Annotated in this window: 19 protein-coding genes and 1 tRNA gene; 5 read left to right on the top strand and 15 right to left on the bottom strand. The window is 63.6% G+C overall.

Translation table 11 applies throughout. The annotated features are described in order from the left end of the window. The first annotated feature begins 83 nt into the window (after nucleotides 1-83). From ACFMBG_RS06940 to ACFMBG_RS06925, 4 genes are all read left to right on the top strand, one after another. A tRNA-Gly gene (locus tag ACFMBG_RS06940) sits at nucleotides 84-157 on the top strand. A gap of 192 nt (nucleotides 158-349) precedes the next feature. Then, a complete protein-coding gene (locus ACFMBG_RS06935; RefSeq protein ID WP_421053974.1) occupies nucleotides 350-2,149 on the top strand; it encodes an ABC transporter transmembrane domain-containing protein in 1,800 nt (599 codons plus the stop codon). A 211-nt stretch (nucleotides 2,150-2,360) separates the two neighbouring features. Continuing rightward, nucleotides 2,361-4,256: an acyl-CoA synthetase gene (locus ACFMBG_RS06930; protein WP_421053973.1), complete on the top strand. Its 1,896-nt coding sequence runs from the start codon at nucleotides 2,361-2,363 to the stop codon at nucleotides 4,254-4,256. Nucleotides 4,257-4,374: 118 nt separating this feature from the next. Further along, entirely contained in the window at nucleotides 4,375-5,301 is a 927-nt protein-coding gene (locus ACFMBG_RS06925) for an alpha/beta hydrolase (protein ID WP_421053972.1), read from the top strand. Nucleotides 5,302-5,307: 6 nt separating this feature from the next. On the opposite strand, the gene ACFMBG_RS06920 is transcribed toward ACFMBG_RS06925, so the two are convergent. The 10 genes from ACFMBG_RS06920 to ACFMBG_RS06875 form a co-directional block, all read right to left on the bottom strand. Continuing rightward, nucleotides 5,308-5,865 (bottom strand): DUF4453 domain-containing protein, encoded by a 558-nt coding sequence (locus ACFMBG_RS06920; RefSeq protein ID WP_421053971.1) that lies wholly within the window; start codon nucleotides 5,863-5,865, stop codon nucleotides 5,308-5,310. Nucleotides 5,866-5,933: 68 nt separating this feature from the next. After that, nucleotides 5,934-6,770, bottom strand: a complete 837-nt coding sequence (locus ACFMBG_RS06915; RefSeq protein ID WP_421053970.1) for an alkaline phosphatase family protein — start codon at nucleotides 6,768-6,770, stop codon at nucleotides 5,934-5,936. A gap of 131 nt (nucleotides 6,771-6,901) precedes the next feature. Further along, on the bottom strand, nucleotides 6,902-7,639 hold the full coding sequence (locus ACFMBG_RS06910) for a DUF2182 domain-containing protein (RefSeq protein ID WP_421053969.1): 738 nt from the start codon (nucleotides 7,637-7,639) through the stop codon (nucleotides 6,902-6,904). Nucleotides 7,640-7,731: 92 nt separating this feature from the next. After that, entirely contained in the window at nucleotides 7,732-8,373 is a 642-nt protein-coding gene (locus tag ACFMBG_RS06905; protein WP_421053968.1) for a DUF1326 domain-containing protein, read from the bottom strand. Nucleotides 8,374-8,589: 216 nt separating this feature from the next. Then, a complete protein-coding gene (locus ACFMBG_RS06900) occupies nucleotides 8,590-10,227 on the bottom strand; it encodes an ABC transporter ATP-binding protein (RefSeq protein ID WP_421053967.1) in 1,638 nt (545 codons plus the stop codon). Further along, nucleotides 10,224-11,039, bottom strand: coding sequence for an ABC transporter permease (locus tag ACFMBG_RS06895; protein WP_421053966.1), 816 nt, complete (start codon nucleotides 11,037-11,039; stop codon nucleotides 10,224-10,226). Before ACFMBG_RS06895 ends, ACFMBG_RS06900 begins: the two co-directional genes overlap by 4 nt. Then, on the bottom strand, nucleotides 11,036-11,992 hold the full coding sequence (locus ACFMBG_RS06890; RefSeq protein ID WP_421053965.1) for an ABC transporter permease: 957 nt from the start codon (nucleotides 11,990-11,992) through the stop codon (nucleotides 11,036-11,038). Before ACFMBG_RS06890 ends, ACFMBG_RS06895 begins: the two co-directional genes overlap by 4 nt. 1 nt (nucleotide 11,993) lies before the next feature. Then, nucleotides 11,994-13,577, bottom strand: a complete 1,584-nt coding sequence (locus ACFMBG_RS06885; protein ID WP_421053964.1) for an ABC transporter substrate-binding protein — start codon at nucleotides 13,575-13,577, stop codon at nucleotides 11,994-11,996. 440 nt (nucleotides 13,578-14,017) lie between these two features. Further along, a complete protein-coding gene (gene dtd / locus ACFMBG_RS06880; RefSeq protein WP_421053963.1) occupies nucleotides 14,018-14,464 on the bottom strand; it encodes a D-aminoacyl-tRNA deacylase in 447 nt (148 codons plus the stop codon). A 22-nt stretch (nucleotides 14,465-14,486) separates the two neighbouring features. Then, a complete protein-coding gene (locus ACFMBG_RS06875) occupies nucleotides 14,487-15,161 on the bottom strand; it encodes a nitroreductase (protein ID WP_421053962.1) in 675 nt (224 codons plus the stop codon). A gap of 135 nt (nucleotides 15,162-15,296) precedes the next feature. Here ACFMBG_RS06875 and ACFMBG_RS06870 point away from each other — a divergent pair, with 135 nt between their 5' ends. Next, nucleotides 15,297-15,716 carry an Hsp20/alpha crystallin family protein gene (locus ACFMBG_RS06870; protein WP_421053961.1) on the top strand — a complete coding sequence of 140 codons (420 nt, stop codon included), beginning with the start codon at nucleotides 15,297-15,299 and terminating at the stop codon, nucleotides 15,714-15,716. Between the two features lie 96 nt (nucleotides 15,717-15,812). Here the strand turns inward: ACFMBG_RS06870 and ACFMBG_RS06865 are convergent, their stop codons facing one another. From ACFMBG_RS06865 to ACFMBG_RS06845, 5 genes are all read right to left on the bottom strand, one after another. Beyond that, complete coding sequence (locus tag ACFMBG_RS06865) at nucleotides 15,813-16,934, bottom strand: TFIIB-type zinc ribbon-containing protein (RefSeq protein WP_421054049.1); 1,122 nt, start codon at nucleotides 16,932-16,934, stop codon at nucleotides 15,813-15,815. Nucleotides 16,935-17,022: 88 nt separating this feature from the next. Beyond that, nucleotides 17,023-18,201, bottom strand: coding sequence for an SPFH domain-containing protein (locus tag ACFMBG_RS06860; RefSeq protein ID WP_421053960.1), 1,179 nt, complete (start codon nucleotides 18,199-18,201; stop codon nucleotides 17,023-17,025). 25 nt (nucleotides 18,202-18,226) lie between these two features. Further along, the gene (locus tag ACFMBG_RS06855) at nucleotides 18,227-19,063 is read right to left on the bottom strand and encodes a DUF2927 domain-containing protein (RefSeq protein WP_421053959.1); all 837 of its coding nucleotides are present in this window, start codon (nucleotides 19,061-19,063) and stop codon (nucleotides 18,227-18,229) included. A gap of 110 nt (nucleotides 19,064-19,173) precedes the next feature. Beyond that, nucleotides 19,174-20,364, bottom strand: a complete 1,191-nt coding sequence (locus ACFMBG_RS06850; protein WP_421053958.1) for a toxic anion resistance protein — start codon at nucleotides 20,362-20,364, stop codon at nucleotides 19,174-19,176. A gap of 18 nt (nucleotides 20,365-20,382) precedes the next feature. Next, nucleotides 20,383-21,276 (bottom strand): 5-bromo-4-chloroindolyl phosphate hydrolysis family protein, encoded by an 894-nt coding sequence (locus ACFMBG_RS06845; protein ID WP_421053957.1) that lies wholly within the window; start codon nucleotides 21,274-21,276, stop codon nucleotides 20,383-20,385. Nucleotides 21,277-21,336: the final 60 nt, after the last annotated feature.

Here is a 21,336-nt window from a genome sequence, read left to right as displayed (position 1 = left end):
GAATTTTCCGGCCGCCCCCGGAGAAACCGGATCAAGATGGTTGACCTTCCCCGGTGCTTCACCTAAATCAGCGAATGTCCTGAGCGGGTATGGTGAAATGGTATCATAAGAGCCTTCCAAGCTTAAGGTGCGGGTTCGATTCCCGCTACCCGCTCCAGACCTTCCCCCGCTGCCACCCTTATGCCGCCTGCCTGAGTGCCGCACTGATACAGTGTGACGCGGGCTGCAGTTGTTTTCATGCGCTGTTTGAAACTGCTCTGCGCTTGACGCGCGGGGGCTGCGGGGCCATGAACCATTGGCAAATGCGCGGGAAACTCCCCGCAAGACCAAAAGTGCAGAAGGATCCGGAATGGCGCGGAGACAAGCGGCCCCGAACGCGGAACAGGAGCGGGAGAGCTCCCGGAAGATTGGCGTGCTCTCGGCACTGTGGCCGTTCATGCGGCCCTACCGGGGGCTGATGTTTGCGGCCACCTGCGCGCTGGTGCTGACGGCGGCACTGTCGCTGACGCTGCCCTTGGCGGTGCGCCGGGTGGTGGACAACTTCCGGGTTTCCGATTCCGAGCTTCTGAACCTCTATTTCAGTGCAGCCCTTGTCATTGCAGCGCTGCTGGCGGTGGGGACCGGCGTGCGTTACGCGCTGGTGACCCGTTTGGGCGAACGCGTTGTGGCCGACATCCGCAAGGCGGTGTTCGACCGGGTGATCGGTATGAGCCCGGAGTTTTATGAACGCATCATGACCGGTGAGGTGCTGAGCCGGATCACCACCGACACTACGCTGATCCAGTCAGTTCTGGGCTCGTCAGTGTCGATTGCGCTGCGCAACCTGCTGATTTTCCTGGGCGGCATGGTGCTGATGCTGCTGACCTCGGCCAAGCTGACCGCGATGGTGCTGCTGATCGTGCCCGCGGTGATCGTGCCGATCCTGTTCCTGGGCCGCCGCCTGCGCGCCATCAGCAAGGAAAACCAGGACTGGATCGCCGCGTCCTCCGGCAATGCGGGAGAGGCGCTGGGCGCGGTGCAGACGGTGCAGGCCTTCACCCATGAAAGCGCCAGCCGCCTGAAGTTCGGCGAGATGACCGAGACCGCCTATGACGTCTCGCGCCGCCGGATCCGGACCCGGGCCTTGCTGACCGTTATCGTGATCTTCCTGGTGTTCTCCGGCATTGTCGGGGTCCTGTGGATGGGCGCGAATGATGTTCGCGCCGGTGTGATGACAGAGGGCACGCTGATCCAGTTCGTGATCTATGCGGTGCTGGTGGCGGGCTCCGTCGCTGCGCTGTCCGAGATCTGGAGCGAACTGCAGCGCGCTGCCGGCGCCACTGAGCGGCTGGTCGAATTGCTGAATGCCGAGGATACCGTGCTGGACCCGGCAGCGGCGCAGGTGCTGCCCGCGCCGGTCAAGGGTGAGATCGAATTTGAGAATGTCTCCTTCCGCTATCCGTCGCGCCCGGACGTCTCGGCGCTGGAGGAGGTTTCGCTGGCCGTGAAGCCGGGTGAGACAGTGGCTTTTGTCGGCCCGTCCGGCGCTGGCAAGACCACCATCATTCAGCTGCTGCAGCGGTTCTATGATCCGAACCAGGGCGCCGTGAAGCTGGACGGCGTGGCGCTGAAGCATCTGCAGCGGGATGAGTTCCGCCGCCATATCGCATTGGTGCCGCAGGATCCGGTGATCTTTGCTGCGTCGGCCCGCGAGAACATCCGCTTTGGCCGCCCGGACGCCTCCGACGCTGAGGTTGAAGCTGCCGCCAAGGCTGCCGCGGCGCATGAGTTCATCTCGAAACTGCCGGACGGCTATGACAGCTTTGTCGGCGAGCGCGGGGTTATGCTGTCGGGCGGGCAGAAGCAGCGGATTGCCATTGCCCGCGCGATCCTGCGCGACGCGCCGGTGCTGCTGCTGGATGAGGCGACCTCGGCGCTGGATGCAGAGAGCGAACGGCTGGTGCAGGCTGCGGTGGATGAGCTGAGCCAGGGCCGTACCACGCTGATCGTGGCGCATCGTTTGGCCACCGTGAAAAAGGCAGACCGGATCGTGGTGATGGACCAGGGGCGGATTGTGGCCATGGGCAGCCACGATGAGCTGGTGGCGCAGGGCGGGCTGTACGCGCGGCTGGCCAAGCTGCAGTTCACCGAGGGACTGGCGGCGGAGTAACCGCAGAAAACTGCAGAACGTCAGGCGCCCCGGACATCGTTCGGGGCGTTTATTATTGCAAATGGTCAATTTCGGATGTGCTTGGCGTCACGTCATGCCGCAACCTGCCTTGACGTGACCCCCTGCCGGCGCTTGCGCAAATGCGCGATTGCAATAGTCTGTGGCGAACGAGAACACACCCCGAAACACCGGGGGAACGGGGAGGAGATTTATGGGTTTTTCCGGAATTGCGGACCGCGACGCGCTGCAGAATGAAATGCCGTATGAGGCGCGGGATCTGCCAGCCACGCTGTATGGGCTGCTGTCGCGCACGGCGGACAAATATCCGGACAGCAACGCGGTCAGCTATCAGATCCTCTCCGGCCCCACGGACAAGGCAGAAACCCTGACCTGGCGCATCCTGAAGGAGCAGGTGAGCCAGGCTGCCAACATGTTCCGCGCGCTGGGCATTGGCGAGAAGGATGTGGTCGCCTATGTGCTGCCCAATTGCAATGAGACGCTGGTGACCATGCTGGGCGGTGCGGTGGCAGGGATCGTGAACCCGATCAACCCGCTTTTGGAGCCGGAGCAGATCGCCTCGATCCTGCGGGAAACCAAGGCCAAGGTGGTGGTGACCCTGCGGCCCTTCCCCAAGACCGATGTGGCGCAGAAAGTGGCCGAGGCAGTGCGCCATGCGCCGGGGGTGAACACGGTTCTGGAGGTGGATCTGAACCGCTACCTGACGCCGCCGAAATCCTGGATCGTGCCGCTGATCCGGCCCAAGCTGGACAACCAGGCCAAGGCGGCCCACGCCGATTACCTTGACTTCTCCAAGGAGATGGCGAAACAGCCCAAGACGCTGAACTTCGCCGACAGCGACGGCGACCGGGTGGCCTGCTATTTCCACACCGGCGGCACCACGGGCATGCCCAAGGTGGCGCAGCACAAGTATTCAGGGCTGGTCTACAACGGCTGGCTGGGCAGCACCCTGCTGTTCACCGAAGAAGACAACATCATCTGCCCGCTGCCGCTGTTCCACGTCTTTGCGGTGCATGTGATCATGATGGCAGCCATCGCGTCCGGCGCGCATGTGGTCTTCCCGACGCCGCAGGGCTACCGCGGCGAGGGGGTGTTCGACAATTTCTGGAAGCTGATCGAGCGCTGGAAGATCACCTTTATCATCACCGTGCCCACGGCGGTGTCGGCGCTGATGCAGCGGCCGGTGGATGCCGATATTTCTACCGTGAAGACGGCCTTTTCCGGCTCGGCCCCGATGCCGATGGAGCTGTTCAAGCGGTTCGAGAGCGCCTCGGGCGTCACCATCGTCGAGGGCTACGGGCTGACCGAGGCCACCTGCCTGGTGTCCTGCAACCCGCCCGGTGGTGAGAAGAAGGTTGGTTCTGTGGGCATTCCGTTCCCCTACACGGATGTGCGGATCGTCAAGCAGACCAACAGCGGCCCGATGGAATGCGGGGTAGATGAGGTTGGCGAGATTTGCGTTTCCAACCCCGGGGTCTTTGCCGGCAATACCTACACCGAGGCCGAAAAGAACGTGGACCTCTACTATCAGGACAGGTTCCTGCGCACCGGCGATCTGGGCCGCATCGACGAAGATGGCTACCTGTGGATCACCGGCCGCGCCAAGGATCTGATCATCCGCGGCGGCCACAATATCGACCCGGCGGAGATCGAAGAAGCGCTCCTGGGGCATGCAGCGGTGGCTTTTGCAGGCGCCATCGGCCAGCCGGACGCCCATTCCGGGGAGCTTCCCTGTGCCTTTGTCGAGCTGGTTGAGGGCGCCTCGGCCAGTGAGCAGGAGCTGCTGGAGTACTGCAAGATCCACGTGCATGAGCGCGCGGCGATTCCCAAGCACCTGACCGTGCTGGACGCACTGCCGAAAACCGCCGTTGGCAAGGTGTTCAAGCCGGACCTTCGCAAACACGCCATAACCCGCGTCTACAATGGCGCGCTGGAGCAGGCCGGGGTGGCCGCGCGCGTGGTTAGCGTAATCGACGACAAGAAGCGCGGGCTGGTGGCTCAGGTGGCGGCCAATGGCAGCACGGAGGCTGAGATTTCCGGCGTTCTGAACAGTTTCACCCGCCCCTGGGAACCTGCCGCGGCGGCCTGAAGCTGCCGGCAGATGCAACAGCAAAGGCGCCCTGCGGGGCGCTTTTTCATTCAGGCATTCCATTTGCGGGAATCTCTGCCTAGGCTCGGGAAAACGCGGCGTGCAGGGAGGCTCGCAGATGGATTACGAACGGCTGATCGACGAGGAGACCTGGGATTTCATCCAGAAGACCGGGGAGCTCTATCCCGACGATGCCGTGGAAATGACCATAGACGAGCAGCGCCGCATTTATGACTCCATGGCGCGGGAATTCCGGGCGCCGCGGCCGGATGTTGTGTCTCCGCTGGACACTAAGGCCGGCGGCGTGCCGGTGCGGGTTTACACCGCGGGCCACCCGACCCGTACGGTGCTCTACTGCCACGGCGGCGGATTTGTGGTCGGCGGGCTCGACAGCCACGACGATATCTGCGCCGAATTCTGTGCCCAGACCGGCTACAGGGTGGTGGCGGTGGATTACCGCCTGGCGCCGGAGCACAAGCATCCCGCCGGGTTCGAAGATGCCTGGACCGCGCTGAACTGGGTGGAGAAGACATTTGGCAAGGGGATTGTGATGGCTGGCGACAGCGCCGGGGCGAATTTATGTGCCGCGGTGGCGCATCATGCCCGCGGCCGGACCGATGCCCTGCTGGGGCAGGTGCTGATATATGGCGCCTTGGGCGGTGATATGGACCAGGGCTCCTATATCGAACATGCGCAGGCGCCGATGCTGACCCGCGAGGACGTGATTTATTACATGGATATCCGGACGGATGGAGAAGCGCCGAAGAACGACCCGTTGTTTGCGTCCCTGCAGGACAGCGATTTCTCCGGTCTGCCGCCGACAGTTCTGGTGACAGCCGATTGCGATCCGGTGCGGGACGACTCGCGCGAGTACCGGGATCGCATTGCCGAAGCGGGCGGCAAGGCGCATTGGATCAACGAGCCTGGGCTGATCCACGGTTATCTGCGCGCGCGCCACAGCGTTGCCCGCGCCCGTGACAGTTTCGAGCGCATCTCGCTCGCGATCGAGTCGCTGGGGCAGGGGATCTGGCCTTACGACGACTAGGCCCGCCTAGCCCGCAAAGTCCCGGCATTTCTCCTCAAACAGCGAAGTATCCAGCCAGCCGCCGCTGGTGACCTGCCAGTCCGGGCCCGAGGTGGTCACATAGCTCCAGCTGCCAACCGGAATATGGGAATAATTCACGTAATCACCGGGGGTGATCTGGCCGACCAGCGGGGCGTCCGGCCGGTGTCCGGCCCGCAGGCCCGTCGCCGGGCCCAGCCAGCCCAGGCAGGCGCTTTCGAACTCGTCACGCACCGGCAGGTCCCATAGCTGATAGCGCAGAAACAGGTCGTCCAGGTTCAGAGAGGGCTGCCTGTTGTTCACCCGGCAGCCAAAGCGCGCTTCCATCTCCTTGACCCGCGCCACCAGCCGCTCGTCCTGCGGCGGCAGGGAGACGGATTTGCCAATACAGCCCCGGTTGTCAAAGACGGCCTGCCCCAGCGGCGAGCCGAAGCAGTATCCGGCCCGGTCGATGACAGCGTTTCTGGTGAACCACAGGTCGTGGCAGGCATCGCTGGCCAGAGCTGGCGCGGCCAGCAGGCAAAAGGCGGCAACAAGGGATTTCATGGCAATCGGTCCTGACAATTGAAAACGGCGGCTGCGGGCCATCCTAGCATACAGCCGCCGCAATCAGGTTATTTCAGGAACGGTTCCGCCTTCATGGTTTCGGCGATGGGCGCGCCTAGCCGCTTTAGAATGGCCGGGGCCAGCTGGCGCTGGTCGATGATATCGCTGTGGTCGGGGCCGTCGGCTTCGCCAAAGTAATAGAGCGCGGTTTCCTGCTGCAGCGGGCTGCGGCCGCCATGGTGGCCGCGCTCGTCCTGGCCGTGGTCGGCGGTGACGATCACCTCATAGCCCAGATCGCGCCAGCGGGTGATGAAAGGGGCCAGCATCTCGTCCATCACGAAGCAGGCGTGGTCCATCTCCTGGCAGTCGTGGAAATAGCGGTGGCCCATGCTGTCCAGGGTGCAGGTGTGCAGCATGCCGTAGTCGAGGCCGAAGCGCAGGCAGAGGTTGGTCAGGGTGCCGAACAGATCGACATCCGACGGGGTCATCTGGTTGTCCTTACCGTAGCCGGTCATGGTGTGGAACCGGCCGTGGTTGATACTCTTGCTTTCGGGCTCGTCGTATTCGATGTCGCGGACGTAGTCGAACGGGTGGCGGTTGAAGAAGGAGGACCAGTAGCTGTGCGCCACGGCACCGGTCACGCCGCCTGCCTCGCGCACCTGGCTGAACACGTCCTTTTCCTTGAGCCGGAACACGTTGGCATTGCCGGTGCAGCCGTGGATGGCCGGTGCCACGCCGGTGTGGATCGAGGCATAGCAGCTGGCCGAGATCGACGGCAGCACGCTGCGCAGCTTCCAGACGCGGGCATCGCCGCTGTCCACCCAGCCTTCCAGGTTGCCGAACAGGCGGCGGAAATTTCGCCAGGGCACGCCGTCCAGAATGATGAGCAGAAGTTTGTTGTCCATGGCCCGAATCCTTTTGCCTTGCGGTGGCTTCGGTGGCCCATTTTGATGTCAGATTCTTGAAGCGCCATTCAAAAAGCGAATGGATGGTCTGAATCCGGCATTTTCGGGAGATCTGGCGGGTCAGTTGCGGCTCAGACAGCGGTGGCAATCAGGTACACGCCGGCAATCATCAGCAGGACGCCGGTTGCAGGAACAAACAGCCTGGCGCGCGCCAGGAGTTTTTCGGCAAGCACGTACAGGGCAATACCGGCGATCCAGTAGAGGTTCATGATCCCGCCTGCGAACAGAAGCAGCATCAGTGCCCAGCAGCAGCCGAGGCAGTACATTCCGTGATGGGCGCCTACCAGCACAGCACCAGCCAAGCCTGTGCGGTAGTGCGCGGTCAGAAAATGAACCGGCATACGGCAGTGGGAGAGGCAGGCGTGCTTGTAGGGGGTAAACTGATAGGCGCCCGCCGCTAACAGCAACGCACCCGCAAAGGCACGGTTGCTGAGCGACATCATTGGGCCGTTTGACAGGCCAACTGTTTCCAGCCCCCATTGCAAAATGGTGGCTGCGATTGAAAAAAAAGCCCAGGCCAGCAGGTATCCGCTGAGGAACAAGAGGCTCAGCAGCGGCGCCTGGGCGGGATTGGAGCCGGCTTTCTTGATGGCGGTGAACAGCAGCAGGACAGGGGCTGCGCTGGGGGTCATCATGGCAATCATCATGATCCACCACATCAGGAAGATCAGCACCGCATATGCAGGCGTCCAAACCGTCTCCAGCCCCATCTGCATAGGTTCACCAACCGGGCCGGCCATGCGCGTCATTTCGATGGCGCTCATTTCCATGCCGGTGCCCGTCACCGTGTAAAGCGCGCTCAGCAGCACGACAAACCCCGCGGCGCCAAGCACCACAGCCTGGTCGTGACGGGCCAGCCTTTCCACTGGCCCCTGGATATGCGGCTTCCGGTCCATGGGCATCAGGCCGCGCGCTGCACGCCCGCACCGGTCAGGTGCAGCTCAGCGATATGGGCGTGGGTGTTGCTGTTTTTTTGCAGGCTGATGGCAGAGCCGGGGGTTCGGGTGCTGCCCCGTGCCACCGAGGCCTCGGAGTACTCAAACCCGTTCGGCAGTTTGATCTGCACCGAATGCGGATCCCCTGAAACGATATGCGGGATTGGCTCCACCGAGGTTTCGCCGATATCACCGGCCTTGGCATGGCCCTTGCCGGTTTCCTTGTCATAGTTCAGGGAGACCGGCGCGCTGAGGGTTTCGTGCCTGGTCGTGCACATGGCATTGAACACAAAGAACATCGTCGCAAACTCGGCGGTGTCCTGCCCGGTCATGATGGCTTCCAGCGCGGTCTTCTGGTCCGCAGTGGCCCGCTCGTCGATGATCAGCTGCATCTCGCCGTTGCCCTCGTGGATCGGGCCCGGCCACTTGTAGATCGCGGCGGCCAGCAGGCCATCCAGCTTGGTGTCCCCGTAGTGCCCCGAGTCGATGCGGAAGGTCAGCATCGCCTCGCAGGTGCCGTCTCTGGGCAGCTGCGAAAACTGGCAGGGGCAGCCCGGCAGGCAGTTGCAGTTGGCGATTTCCAGTCCGTGAATGGCCCAATCCGTCATGACAGTCCCTCCTGTTCTGCCTGAAAAAGCAAAACTGCCCGGCTCATTCGGGTTTGGCCTGCATGAAAACAGCCATGCTCGGTGATGATGCTATTGCTTGCGGCTGGTTCCGCCGCATTCTCCCCAGTGGAATTAAAATACCACAAAACAGGATGGTCTTAAAAAGAAAAAGCCCCCGTCAGCAATCTGGCGGGGGCTTTGCATCCTTTGGTGGAATCAGTTGCCGGCGCTTTCCATCTTGCGGTGGGCTATCACCTCTTCCAGCCAGCCGAGCTTCATTTCCGGTACGGAACTGAGCAGCAGATCGGTGTAATCGTCAAACGGCGGGCTCAGCACCTTGGACTTGCCGCCGTAGCGCTGCACCTTGCCTTGGTACATCACCGCGATGTTGTCGGAGATGGCGCGCACCGTCGCCAGATCGTGGGTGATGAACAGATAGGCCACATCCTCGATCTTCTGCAGGTCCAGCAGAAGCTTCAGGATGCCGTCCGCCACGAGCGGATCCAGTGCCGAGGTGACCTCGTCGCAGATGATCATCTTGGGCTTTGCCGCAAGCGAGCGGGCGATGCAGACACGCTGCTTCTGGCCGCCGGACAGTTCCGCCGGGTAGCGGTCGATGAACTTTTCGCCAAGTTCGATCTCGTCCAGCAGCTCGATGATCCGCTTCTTCTTCTCGGCGCCGCGCATACCGAAGTAGAACTCCAGCGGGCGGCCGATGATAGTGCCGACAGTCTGGCGCGGGTTCATTGCCACGTCCGCCATCTGATAGATCATCTGCAGCTCGCGCAGGTCCTCGCGGGTGCGCCCCTTGAGGTCCGGTGACAGGATGCGGCCGGCAAACTCGATCTGACCTTCGCGCGGCGGCAGCAGGCCGGTGATGACGCGGGCGAGGGTGGATTTGCCGGAGCCGGACTCGCCCACCACCGCCAGCGTCTGGCCGGGGTAGAGGTCGACGTTCACATTGTGCAGCACGTCGAAATTCGTGCCCTTGTAGCGCGCCGTGATGTTGCGCACGCTCAGCACCGGCTCCTCGGTGGGGGGCTTTTCCTCATGCTCGATGGAGCGGACCGAGACCAGCGCCTTGGTGTACTCCTCCTGCGGGTTGTTGATGATCTGGTCAACGTGGCCGTATTCGACCGTGTTGCCCATCTTCAGCACCATGATGTCGTCGCTCACCTGGGCCACAACCGCCAGGTCGTGGGTGATGTAGAGCGCGGCAACGCCGGTATCGCGGATCGCTTCCTTGATCGCCATCAGCACGTCGATCTGGGTGGTCACGTCGAGCGCGGTTGTCGGCTCGTCGAAGACCACCAGATCCGGCTCCGGGCACAGCGCCAGCGCGGTCATGCAGCGCTGCAGCTGGCCGCCCGAGACCTGGTGCGGGTAGCGTTCGCCGATATTGTCCGGATCCGGCAGGCCCAGCTTGGCAAACAGGGTGCGGGCGCGGGCCTCGGCCTCCTTGCGGGAGAACTTTTTCTGCTCCACCGCGGCCTCGACCACCTGGTCCATGATCTTCTTGGCCGGGTTGAAGGACGCCGCCGCCGATTGCGACACATAGGTCACCTCGGCCCCGCGCAGTTTGCGGATGTCCTTGTGGCTGCCCTTGAGGATGTCGCGGCCGTTGACCCAGACCTCGCCGCCGGTGATCTTCACGCCGCCGCGGCCATAGGCCATGGAGGCCAAGCCAATGGTGGATTTGCCAGCACCGGATTCACCGATCAGCCCCAGCACCTTGCCGGGCGCGAGGTCAAAGCTGACCCCGTGCACGATCTCGATGTCGCGGGGCTTTTCCCCGGGCGGGTAGATGGTCGCGCCGATTTTAAGGTCGCGGACTTTCAACAGGGTATCGCTCATCCGCGGCCTCCTTTCAGCGATGTGGTCCGGTTCAGCACCCAGTCAGCCACCAGGTTGACCGAGATCGCCAGGGTGGCGATGGCAAAGGCCGGGATCAGGGCCGCAGGAATGCCGTAGACGATGCCTTCCTTGTTCTCCTTCACGATGCCGCCCCAGTCAGCCTCAGGCGGCTGCACGCCCAGGCCCAGGAAGGACAGGGTGGAGACGAACAGAACTGCGAAGATGAAGCGCAGGCCCATCTCGGCGATCAGCGGAGACAGCGCGTTGGGCAGGATCTCGCGGAAGATGATCCAGGCGGTCTTCTCGCCGCGCAGGCGGGCTGCTTCGACGTAGTCCATGACTTCGATGTCGACCGCAACGGCACGGGCCAGACGGTAGACGCGGGTGGAGTCCAGAAGGCCCATCACCAGGATCAGGATAGGGACGGTCACCGGAGCCACGGACAGCACCACCAGGGCGAAGATCAGCGTCGGAATCGACATAACCAGATCGACGAAGCGGGACAGGGTCTGGTCGATCCAGCCGCCCATCACCGCGGCAAAGAAGCCGAGGACGGAGCCCAGGGTGAAGGACAGCACGGTCGCAGCCGTTGCGATGAAGATGGTGGTGCGGCCGCCATAGATCATCCGGCTGAGAAGGTCGCGGCCGATGTTGTCGGTGCCCAGCAGGTAATCAGAGCTGGAGGGCTCCCACACATCGCCGACCACTTCGCCGACGCCATACGGGGCCAGCAGCGGCGCAAAGATGGCACCTAGGAAGTACAGGGCGGTGAACAATAGCCCGATGAGTGCAGAAATGGGGATATTCTTCATTTCGGATGCCTCAGACGCGGGTTGCTCAGGATGGCGACGATATCGGCGATCATGTTGAGGCCGATATAGACGGCGGCAAAGATCAGGCCGCAGGCCTGGACAACAGGCACGTCCCGCTTGGACACGTGGTCCACCAGATACTGGCCCATGCCGGGGTAGACAAAGACCACCTCGATCACCACGACGCCCACCACCAGATAGGCGAGGTTCAGCATCACCACGTTGACGATCGGCGCGATCGCGTTGGGGAAGGCATGGCGGTAGATCACCTGAAAGGCATTGAGACCTTTCAGCTCAGCGGTTTCGATATAGGCCGACTGCATCACGTTGAGGATCGCGGCGCGGGTCATCCGCATCATATGGGCCAGAACAACCAGCGTCAGCACGGCGATCGGCAGGGCGATGGCGTTCAGTTTTTCAAACAGGCTCATGCTGTCGTTGATCATTGCCACTGACGGGAACCAGCGCAGCTGCACGGCGATGAAATACATCAGCACATAGCCGATCAGGAATTCCGGGATCGAGATCGAGGCCAGGGTGACGGCCGAGATCAGCTTGTCGGGCCAGCGGTCCTTGAAACGGACGGCAAGCAGGCCCAGAAAAATCGCCAGCGGGACCGCAACCACGGCCGCCCAGAAGGCGAGGAACAGGGTATTCCAGAACCGGCTGCTCAGCGCTTGGGCGATGTCCTGGCCACTGGTCAGAGCGGTGCCGAGATCGCCCTGTATGGCGCCGAAAAGCCAGGCAAAATAGCGCTCAACGGGCGGGTCGTTGACCCCCAGCTCCGCCCGCAGGTTGGCCAGTGCTTCCGGCGTTGCCGACTGACCCAGGATCGACTGTGCGACGTCGCCCGGCAGCACGATGGTGCCGGCAAAGATCACGATTGAGATGAGCAGCAAAAGAAGCAGGCTCAGCGCAATGCGCTGAGCCAGGAGTTTTACGATCGGGGACATATTAGGCTTTGACCCACAGCTTGCTGGCCGCGTAGCCGTTCATCAGAACCTGGCCCGGAATGCCTTCGACCCAGCCGTCCACCTTATCGGTGGTTGCCTCGACAAAGTCGTTGAACATCGGGCAGATCAGACCGCCTTCGTCGCGCAGGATCATCGACATGTCGGCGTACATCTGCGTCCGCTTGGCAACGTCCAGCTCGCCGCGGGCGGCGACCAGCATCTGGTCGAACTGCTCGTTGTTGAAGCGGGTGTCGTTCCAGTCCGCTGTCGACAGGTAGGCGGTAGTGAACATCTGGTCCTGGGTCGGACGGCCGCCCCAGTAGCTGGTGCAGAACGGCTTGTTGTTCCAGACTTCCGACCAGTAGCCGTCGTTCGGTTCGCGCTTCACGTCCAGCTTGATGCCTGCGCCGGCAAGCGACTGCTGGAACAGGGCGGATGCATCCGGCGCGCCGGGGAAGGAGTTGTCCGAGGTGCGCAGAAGGATGGCACCGTCGTGGCCGGCCTTCTTCATGTGGTGCATCGCCTTGTCCGGGTCGAACTGGCGCTGTTCCAGCTCGGTGTACATCGGATAGGAGGCGTTGATCGGGGTGTCGTTGCCCACGGTGCCATAGCCGTTCAGGATCTTGTCCACCATTTCCTGGCGGTTGATGCCGTATTTCAGCGCCAGGCGCACGTCGTTGTTATCAAACGGCGCGGTGTTGCAGTGCATGATGAACACGTAATGGCCGGCCGCGGAGGTCGAGTGCACGGTGATGTTCGGCGCGCGGTCCACCAGTTTCGCTGTGCGCGGCGGCACCCGGTCGATCACATCCACCTGGCCGGACTGCAGCGCGGCGACGCGGGCGGTGTCGTCGTTGATGACGATGATTTCCACGGTGTCCGCATTGCCCAGATCGCCCCAGTAGTTCGGGTTCTTCTCGGCGACGAAGCGCACGCCCATGTCGGCGGACTTGATGATGTAGGGGCCGGTGCCGATGGGCGCCGCCGGATCGTCATTGCCGCCGTTCGGCTGGATGATCAGGTGGTAGTCGGCCAGCAGGTAGGGCAGGTCGGCGTTCGGGCTGTCCAGTTCGAAGACAACGCTGTCGCCGTCCGCGCGCACGTCCTTGATGCCGCGCATGATCCCCAGCGCGCCGGACTTGGTGTCCTCGCCGCTGTGGCGCTCCATGGTCTTGACCACGTCTTCGGTGGTGACGTTCTGGCCGTTGGAATAGGTGACGCCCGGTCGCAGCTTGAAGGTCCAGGTCTTGGCGTCGGCGGAGGCTTCATAGCTTTCCGCCAGTTTGCCCTCGATGCCGCCGTCGTCGGCCAGTTCGACCAGGGTTTCACCCCACAGGCGGGTGACCATCAGGCCGACGGTGTTGGTGACCAGCGCCGGATCCAGGCTGTCGGTGGTGGAGCCGCCCTGCAGGCCGAGGCGGATGGTGCCCCCCTTCTGCGGGCCGGCCGCCTTGGCGGCGCTGGACAGCAGCAGGTTGGCGGAAACAGTGGTAAAGCCGAGTGCGGCGGCCTTGCCCAGGAAGTCGCGGCGGGACAGTTTGCCTGCCGCAGCCTGACTGGCCAGATACTGCATGTGTCTGTTCATAGAGTTCTCCCGATTGGTTGTGGTGCTCCAGGCACCCGTTTTTTTGATTGGTGGTTCAAGATTTGCGCATTTGCTGTCACCTCGCAAGCGTTATTCGCGCAACGCTTGGTAAGGCCGCACACGCGCCGGTGAGGCCCGCAAAAGGAAGGTCGCCTTTCTCAATTAAGGTGCCGTTTTTAGCTGCCGTTCCGGGTGTAAATCAAAAAAACATCCGGAATGCGACAGGAAATTTTTGTGCGCAGATATGATGGATTTTTTATGAATTGGCCGGATCGAGGCGCAATGCTGGCGGTAACGGGGAAAGAATCGATACTTTCTGGCCTGAAAACGTCGCCGTTGCCGCCTTCAGCCCGGACAGCGCCGCAGGGAGCAGCTGGTGCCAGAGCCTTGCCGGGCGCAGCAGGCATCCCGTTTGCGGCAGGCAGACTGCGACGGCCGGATCAGGCCTGTTCAGTATCCATCCAGATGGTCACCGGGCCGTCGTTCAGCAGCCGCACTTTCATGTCAGCGCCGAACCGTCCTTTTGCGGTTTCCAGACCGAGCCGGGACAGCTGATCCGCGAAATACTCATACAGCCGTTCCCCTTCGGCCGGGGAGGCCGCAGTTGAAAAGCCGGGCCGGTTGCCGCGGCGGGTATCGGCGGCCAGGGTGAACTGGCTGACCACCAGGGCGCTGCCGCCGGTCTCCAGCACCGAGCGGTTCATCTTGCCGCCTTCATCCTTGAAGATCCTGAGCTTGGAGATTTTCGCCGCCAGCTGATCCGCCTGCGCCTCGCTGTCGCCCTGCATGGCACAGACCAGGATCAGCAGGCCGGGGCCGATCTCTCCCAATGTCTCGCCGTCCACCGTGACCGAAGCCTCGCCGACCCGCTGAATCAATGCCCGCATCCGTGATTGTCCTTGTCCTGTCTCAGCCGCGCCAGTCCGCAAATTCCTCCAGCGCCGCCCGGCTGGTGCGGAAGCTGTTGGCCGGGTGGTCCCCGGCGCCGTAGCCAAAGGAAATGGCGCAGAGGATGATCCGGTCGTCCGGTATGTCCAGCAGCTCATGCAGCAGCGGCGCAAAGGAGGCAACCGCCGCCTGCGGGATGCTGGAAACCCCGGCGGCCTGGGCGGCCAGCGTGAAGGCGGCAACAAAGCCGCCGCAATCCATCGCGCCATAGGAGCCCAGCTCTGCCGGAGACGACAGGATCGCGCAATGCGGCGCGCCGAACAGCCGGTAATTCTCCATCATCTGCCGCGCCGACCCGGCACGGTCGCCTTTCTGCACGCCGACGGCCTCATACAGGGCCCAGCCGCAGTCGCGGCGGCGCTGCTGGTACTCCCCCGAGTAGCCATCGGGAAAGGGCAGGTCCGGGCTGTGCCCGCCACCCTCCGCCGCCTTGAGCAGGGCGGCCCGCACGCGTTCCGTCCCGGCACCGCTGCAGATGGTCACCTTCCAGGGCTGCGCATTGCACCAGGAAGGCACCTTTTGCGCTGTCCGCAGGATGTCCTCGATCACCGCGCGCGGCACCGGCTCCGGGCTGAAGGCCCGGCAGCTGTGGCGGGCGGCAAACAGGGTGTCCAGGCTTTGCAGATCGGGTGTCACGTTAAGTCCCTCCTAGCGGCTGATGGCAGACTGGCGTCAGAAATTCTTTTGCGCAAGCGCCCCGCTTGCGCGGGATCAAAGCAGTGCCGCGGCGTCAAGGGTACAATGGGCCGAAACAGGAAAGGAGGTTGGACTATGGTGGAAAAAACCGAACATGGCGGTTTCTGGCCGTCGCTTTATGACCCGTTCCGCAGCTTCGGAACCCGGCTCGCCGATTGGCTCAATCCCGCAACGGAGGCCTCTTCGGGCAAGGAGGCGTATGATATCGCGATGGAGCTTCCGGGCGTCGCCCTTGGAGATGTCGAGCTGACCGTGGACAACGGCGTGCTGACGATCCGCGGCGAGAAGAAGACACAGTCCGAGAAGACGGGCGACACCTGGTACTTCAGCGAGCGCCAGTATGGTGCCTTCCGCCGCTCCTTCCGCCTGCCGGAGGACGCCGACGGGCAGGCGGCCTCTGCCAAGATGGAGGACGGTGTGCTGCATATCTCGGTGCCGAAAAAGGCGCTGGAGCAGCCTGAAACCGCCCGCAAGATCGAGATCAGCAAAGCCTGATAGGGGGGGGCGGCCGTGGTTCCGGCTAAGCACCGGGGAAAGGAACCGGCCGCATCAGGAAGGGGGAGGCTGTTCCCCCTTCCGCTTTTTCATGGGTTACTGCTGGCTGGCGAGCAGGGCAACGCCCGCAGCAATGGCCAGTGCCAGAATGATCGCGGCGGCAATCTTCCAGGCCGAATAGGGCCGCTCGCCCTGCACCCGGCCCGATTGCCCGTTCACCACAAAGCGGTAGGTCTTGCCGCGGTACTTATAAGCCGCCAGCCAGACAGGCAGCAGGATATGCTTGAAGGTCACATCGGACATCTGCGTGTCGATGCTGCTGATGCGCTGCCGGTCGCCGCCAATGTCAAACCGCACATCGCGCTCGATGACACGCTCCATCTTCTGCCCCGCCTCGGCAAAGCCTGCCTCCAGGTCCACCGTGTAGGCTTCGGCCCGGAAGCCCGCCAGGTACTGCGGCTGATAGGGCTCAAGCTGCGACAGGTCCCAGGGTTCCAGCGCCTCGGTATAGCGTTTCGGCAGGCTGTTCGAAGCCAGCACCAGCACATCGTCAAAGAACCGCTGCACCCGGCCGGCCGCGGGCCGCCAGCGCACCTTGGCCACCTGCCGGGTCTGCATCTTGCCGTCCCGCTGAAAGGTTTCGGTCACATAATAGACAGTGCCGCGCTGACCGGTGTAGCTGCTGCGGGTCTGGGCGTCATAGGTCCAGTAGGGCACATAGATCCCTTGCATCCGCCGACCCTTGCGGGCGTATTCTTTCAGGCCGTTTGGCGCGAACCACAGCCGCCCCAGCCAATCCGTCATCGCCTTGTGCGCGGCCCGTTCGGTGACCGTAAAGGGCAGCACCCCCTTGGGTTTGATGTGCCGGTTCTCGCCAGTGCCGGTCACGACAGGGGTGGCACAGAACGGGCATTCCTTGGCGTGGGTGTCCGGGTCGAACTCCACCTGCGCCGCGCAGTTGGGGCAGACAAAGACCCGGGTGACTTCGATTTCCGCCTCCGGCAACTGCTCGGCCGCGGCAGCGCGGAAATCCAGCTCCCGCAGGGCTGAGCCCTTCCACGGGCCGCTGCGGACCTCTTCGCGGTGGCCGCAATGATCGCAGATCAGCGCGCCGGCGTTTGGATCAAAGCGGTAATCGGCGCCGCAATTGGGGCAGGGGAAACGGTGGCTGTCCTCCGGGGCAGAGGGCGCGCTGGCGGCTGGCGGCGGCGGGGGCATCGTCACGGGGAGGGGAACCTGCGGTGGCAAAACATCTGAAGGAATGAGGGCGGCAGCATCGCGGTCCCGATACCGCCGCAGCCAGGGCTCAGCCGGCGGGCGGCGGCGGAGGGGGCGGCGGCGGCAGGATGGTGAACAGCTGCGCCAGTTCCATCACCTCGCCGGCCCGTTTCCAGCCGTCCTGGCCCGGGGTCCAGACATGGGTGCCCCGTGTGAGGCTGCCGTCCTGAGCCATCCGGCCCATCCGCGCCTTGGAGAACGGGCCGGAAGTTTGCCCGTCCACCGCGATATGCCAGACATGTTCCACCGGCGGCGGGGGCGGTGCTGCGGGCGCGGCCCTTTGCGGCGCAGCGGGTTCGGGCCATGCGCCCCATGGCCCGGCCGGCTGACCCGCTGCCGGAGAGGCTGCGCCTCCCTGCAGGGCCTGGCCCATTTGCTGCGCCATCGCCAAGCCCATGCCCATCCCCATGCCGGCACCCATGCCGCTGTTCGGTGTCTGGGCCGCGGCGGTCATCGCTTCGGCGGCGGAAAACTGGGTATAACGCCCAAGGTCACCCAGCACCCCCATCTGGGTGCGCTTGTCCATCGCTTCCTCCACCGCGGGCGGCAGCGAGATGTTCTCGATGTATAGCTCCGGCATCATCAGGCCGTACTCCGCCAGAGTGCCGGAAATCTCTGCCGCCACCAGCTTGCCCAGATCAGCGGTGTTGGCCGCCATGTCCAGCACCGGAATGCCGGAGCCTGCAATAACGCGGCTGAACTCCTGCACGATGATGTTGCGGATTTGGTACGAGATCTCGTCCATGGTGAATTCGCCATCGGTGCCGACGATTTCGCTCAGGAAACGGGCCGGGTCGGCCACCTTGATCGTATAGGTGCCATAGGCGCGCAGACGGACCGGCCCGAACTCCGGGTCGCGGCAGATGATCGGGTTCTTGGTGCCCCATTTCAGATCGCTGAACCGGGTGGTGTCGACAAAGTAGATCTCCGACTTGAACGGCGACTGGAAGGCATGATCCCAATGCTGCAGCGTGGTCATGATGGGCATGTTGTTGGTCTCAAGCATGTAGAGACCGGGGGTAAACACATCGGCCAGCTGGCCCTCGTGCACGAACACCGCGGCCTGGCCCTCGCGCACCGTCAGCTTGGCGCCGTATTTGATTTCATGCCCCTCGCGCTCGAACCGCCAGACCATGGTGTCATGGGTGTCGTCCACCCAATGAATGACATCAATGAACTCGCCTTTGAGAAAATCGAAAATACCCATCTGCTGGTCCTCTTCCTTTGGCGGCCTACAATTCCTGGCCCATCGCCTCGCGGGCGAGAATGCGGATCAGGGGGCGGGCCTCTTCCAGGCTCATCCCCGTTTTCAATCTCGGATCATACAGCATCTGCAGCAGCTTTTCGTCAAAGCTGGTCAGCAGTGCAAATTCGTCGTCGTCATTGAAAATCGATGGACGCGCGCGCGGGCTGTCGTTCCTGAGGCCCAGGCCTTGCGCCACTTCCTCATGCACGCAGCTCTTGCGCACCAGGTCGGGGTGCTCGGCCCGGATCAGCGCCACCCCGCGGGTATAGGACAGCGGATCGCTTTGCGGCCCGCCTGCCACCACCAGGCAGTAAAAGCTGCGCGGCGGAGCGGCCAGCAGCGACAGGTCCCGCGCGCTGATCGAAGGCAGCAGCTCGCGCACCCGCTCGGCGACAAAGGCGCTGTCGTCGAGGCTGGCGAAGATCACGTGGAAATTGGCCCTGCCGCTGACGGTGCTGATGGAATGGCCGGTGATCCGCGCCAGACGCGCGGCGTATTCGGTGACCGTGTCGCGGTCGGTCCTGCGTCGGTCGGCAGGCACCGAGGGGCCGAATTCCGCCGCGATCCGGACCGGACCGGCCCAGCGGCCGAGGCCGCCGGAGATTCCCGAGCCGCCGTACTCGTCGTAAAACGCCAGCTGTTCAAAGCTCCTGGCCAGATCCTCGGCGTCATAAGGCGTGTCGGGGCCGCCGCCGTCGGTGCGCAGCAGGCCGCGGGTCAGCAGGTCGCGCTGCAGGGCGTTGTAGTAATAGGCCAGCTGCGCGCTGTCGGGGGAGGGGGTGTAGACCGCAGGTTCCGGCGCGGCAGGGCGGGGCTGCGGCACCAGTGATTCCGGCTGGGTAAACGGCAGGCATGCTGTCAGCGCTGCCAGCCCGGCAAGGGCTGCCCCGCTTTTCCAAACCGCTTTGCATGCGCGCACGCCCGCCACCGTCTTCAGTTCGGCACTGCGGTGCCGGCATTATCGCCAACCCCGTCGCGGCGGGCCTTGGCAGCGGCCAGCGTGTCACGCAGCTCGGCTTCCATCTTCTGCAGCTCCGCTTCCGCAGCGGCGCGTTTGGCCTTGCCCTCATCGGCGATCCGCAAGCTGTCCTGAATGGTGCCGATCAGATCCGCGTTGGCCTGCTTCACCGCCTCAATGTCGAACACGCCGCGTTCCATCTCCTGGCGGATCATCTCGTTGGACTGCCGCAGATTGGCGGCGTTGGAGGTCAAGAGCTCGTTGGTCAGGTCGTTGGCATCCCGCACCGCGGCCGCCGCCTGGGCCGAGCGCTGGATGGTCAGCGCCTGCGCCAGCTGGGTCTCCCACAGCGGCACGGTGTTCACCAGCGTCGAGTTGATCTTGGTCACCAGCGACTTGTCGTTCTCCTGCACCAGCCGGATCGAGGGCAGCGACTGCATGGTCACCTGGCGGGTCAGCTTGAGGTCATGCACCCGGCGCTCCAGGTCGTCGCGTGCGGCGCGGAGGTCGCGCAGCTCTTGCGCCTTCATCACCTGGTCGTCTTCGGCCGCGGCCTGCACCTCGGCTTCCTTGGCCGGGATGTCGGTGCCGTCCAGCTGAACCAGCTTGGCCTCGCCTGCCGCGATGTAAAGCGCCAGCTCGTCATAGAAGTTCAGCGTCTTCTCATACAGCATGTCGAGCGACTTGATGTCCTTCAGCAGCTGATGCTCATGGCCCAGCAGGTCGTCGGTGATCTGGTCGATCTGCCCCTGCACGGTTTCATAGCGCGCGGTGAATTTCACAAAAGGCGTTGCTTTGCCCAGGAGCCTCTCCCAGAAGGTCGGCTTGCGGCGGATATCCAGCTCGGACACCGAAAAGCCGCGGATGGTGGTCACGATATTGCGCAAGCTGTCGCCCGCGGGCCCCACATCCTTGTTGCGCACGTCCGAGAGCATTGCCTGGCTGATTGTCTGCAGTTCCGTCTGCGCGGCAGAGCCGAAATGGATGATCGAATTGGTGTCCTCCATGTCGATCTGGTCCATCCGCACCCGGATCGCCTCGCTGGTGGGCGCATCGGCCTGCTCCAGCGGCTGCACCACAGCAATAGGTTCCGGCAGCTCAATCGCCGTGACCTCCTTGACCAGGGCCTCGGCCTGAGCGGCTTTCTGTTGAACGGCTTCCGACATGAACGGCTTCCTCGCTAATCAGTTTTGGTCCAGATGGACCCCTTCACGCTGCAGCCTGTCGCGCAGCACATCAATTTCAATGGTCAGGTCCGCGCGGTCCTCCACCAGCATCTTGCGGGTGCGCGCGGCAAAGTTCTGTTCCAGATCGTCCAGCAGTGTCAGATAGCTTTCCCGGGCCTCGGCGTCCTGGCTGCGGGCATAGATATCGGCGAATTTCACCGTCGCGTCACGGGCGCCCTGCAGATAGACGGTCAGGTACTTCCGTGCAGCGGTCAGGTCGCGGGGATCTTCCTCGACCGTGCGGAACAATTCGCGCGCAACCGATTGGAACTGGTCGACCCGTGCCTCCACCCGGCGGTCGCGGGCGCGCCGGGCGGCGTCCTTCATCGCGGCAAGGCTCTGTTCCGCCTCGTCCACCGCGCGGGCGACGCGGGACTGCTGGAAATCGTCGACGCCTGCCACACCCTTGTCCTGCAGCGGGTCGATGCCAAAAGCGGTGAGGTGCAGACCGGTGGCCGCGGCGCCATAGACGGCGGCGATCAGGATGCCCGGCTCAGCCTTCCACGCTGCCAGTGCCGCGCCGGCGCCTGCCAGAAGAGCTGCCAGGATCTTGCGGGGCAGGGCGGGCTTGCGGGCCACCTTGCGGGCGGAAAAGGCGGCCTCCGCCTTCAGCCCCTCGCGCAGCAGGAAGGCGCCGCCCGTCCACAGGCCCGCGCCAGCCAGTCCCAGCGCCAGCCCGATTGCGCCGTCGTTCAGCGACAGCAGGGCCAGAAGTGCGGGCGGCACAAACAGAACGTTGGCGCGCACCCCGACCGGGTCAACTTGGGCATTGCGGTATGACTGCTGCGGAGCGGAGCCTTGCGGGCCGGGTTTGCTGCCGGGACTGTGTTTGCCGCCGTAACGCTGTGCCATTCGCTCAGCCCCCCACGATCCAGCCGGTGCTGAGGCCGAACATCAGGATCAATAGGGCAA

The organism is Leisingera coralii, from assembly GCF_049056525.1.
In the GTDB taxonomy this organism is placed as follows: Bacteria; Pseudomonadota; Alphaproteobacteria; order Rhodobacterales; family Rhodobacteraceae; genus Leisingera; species Leisingera coralii.
Note: the sequence above shows the minus strand (reverse complement) of the source record. Positions and strands in the feature narration are given on the sequence as shown.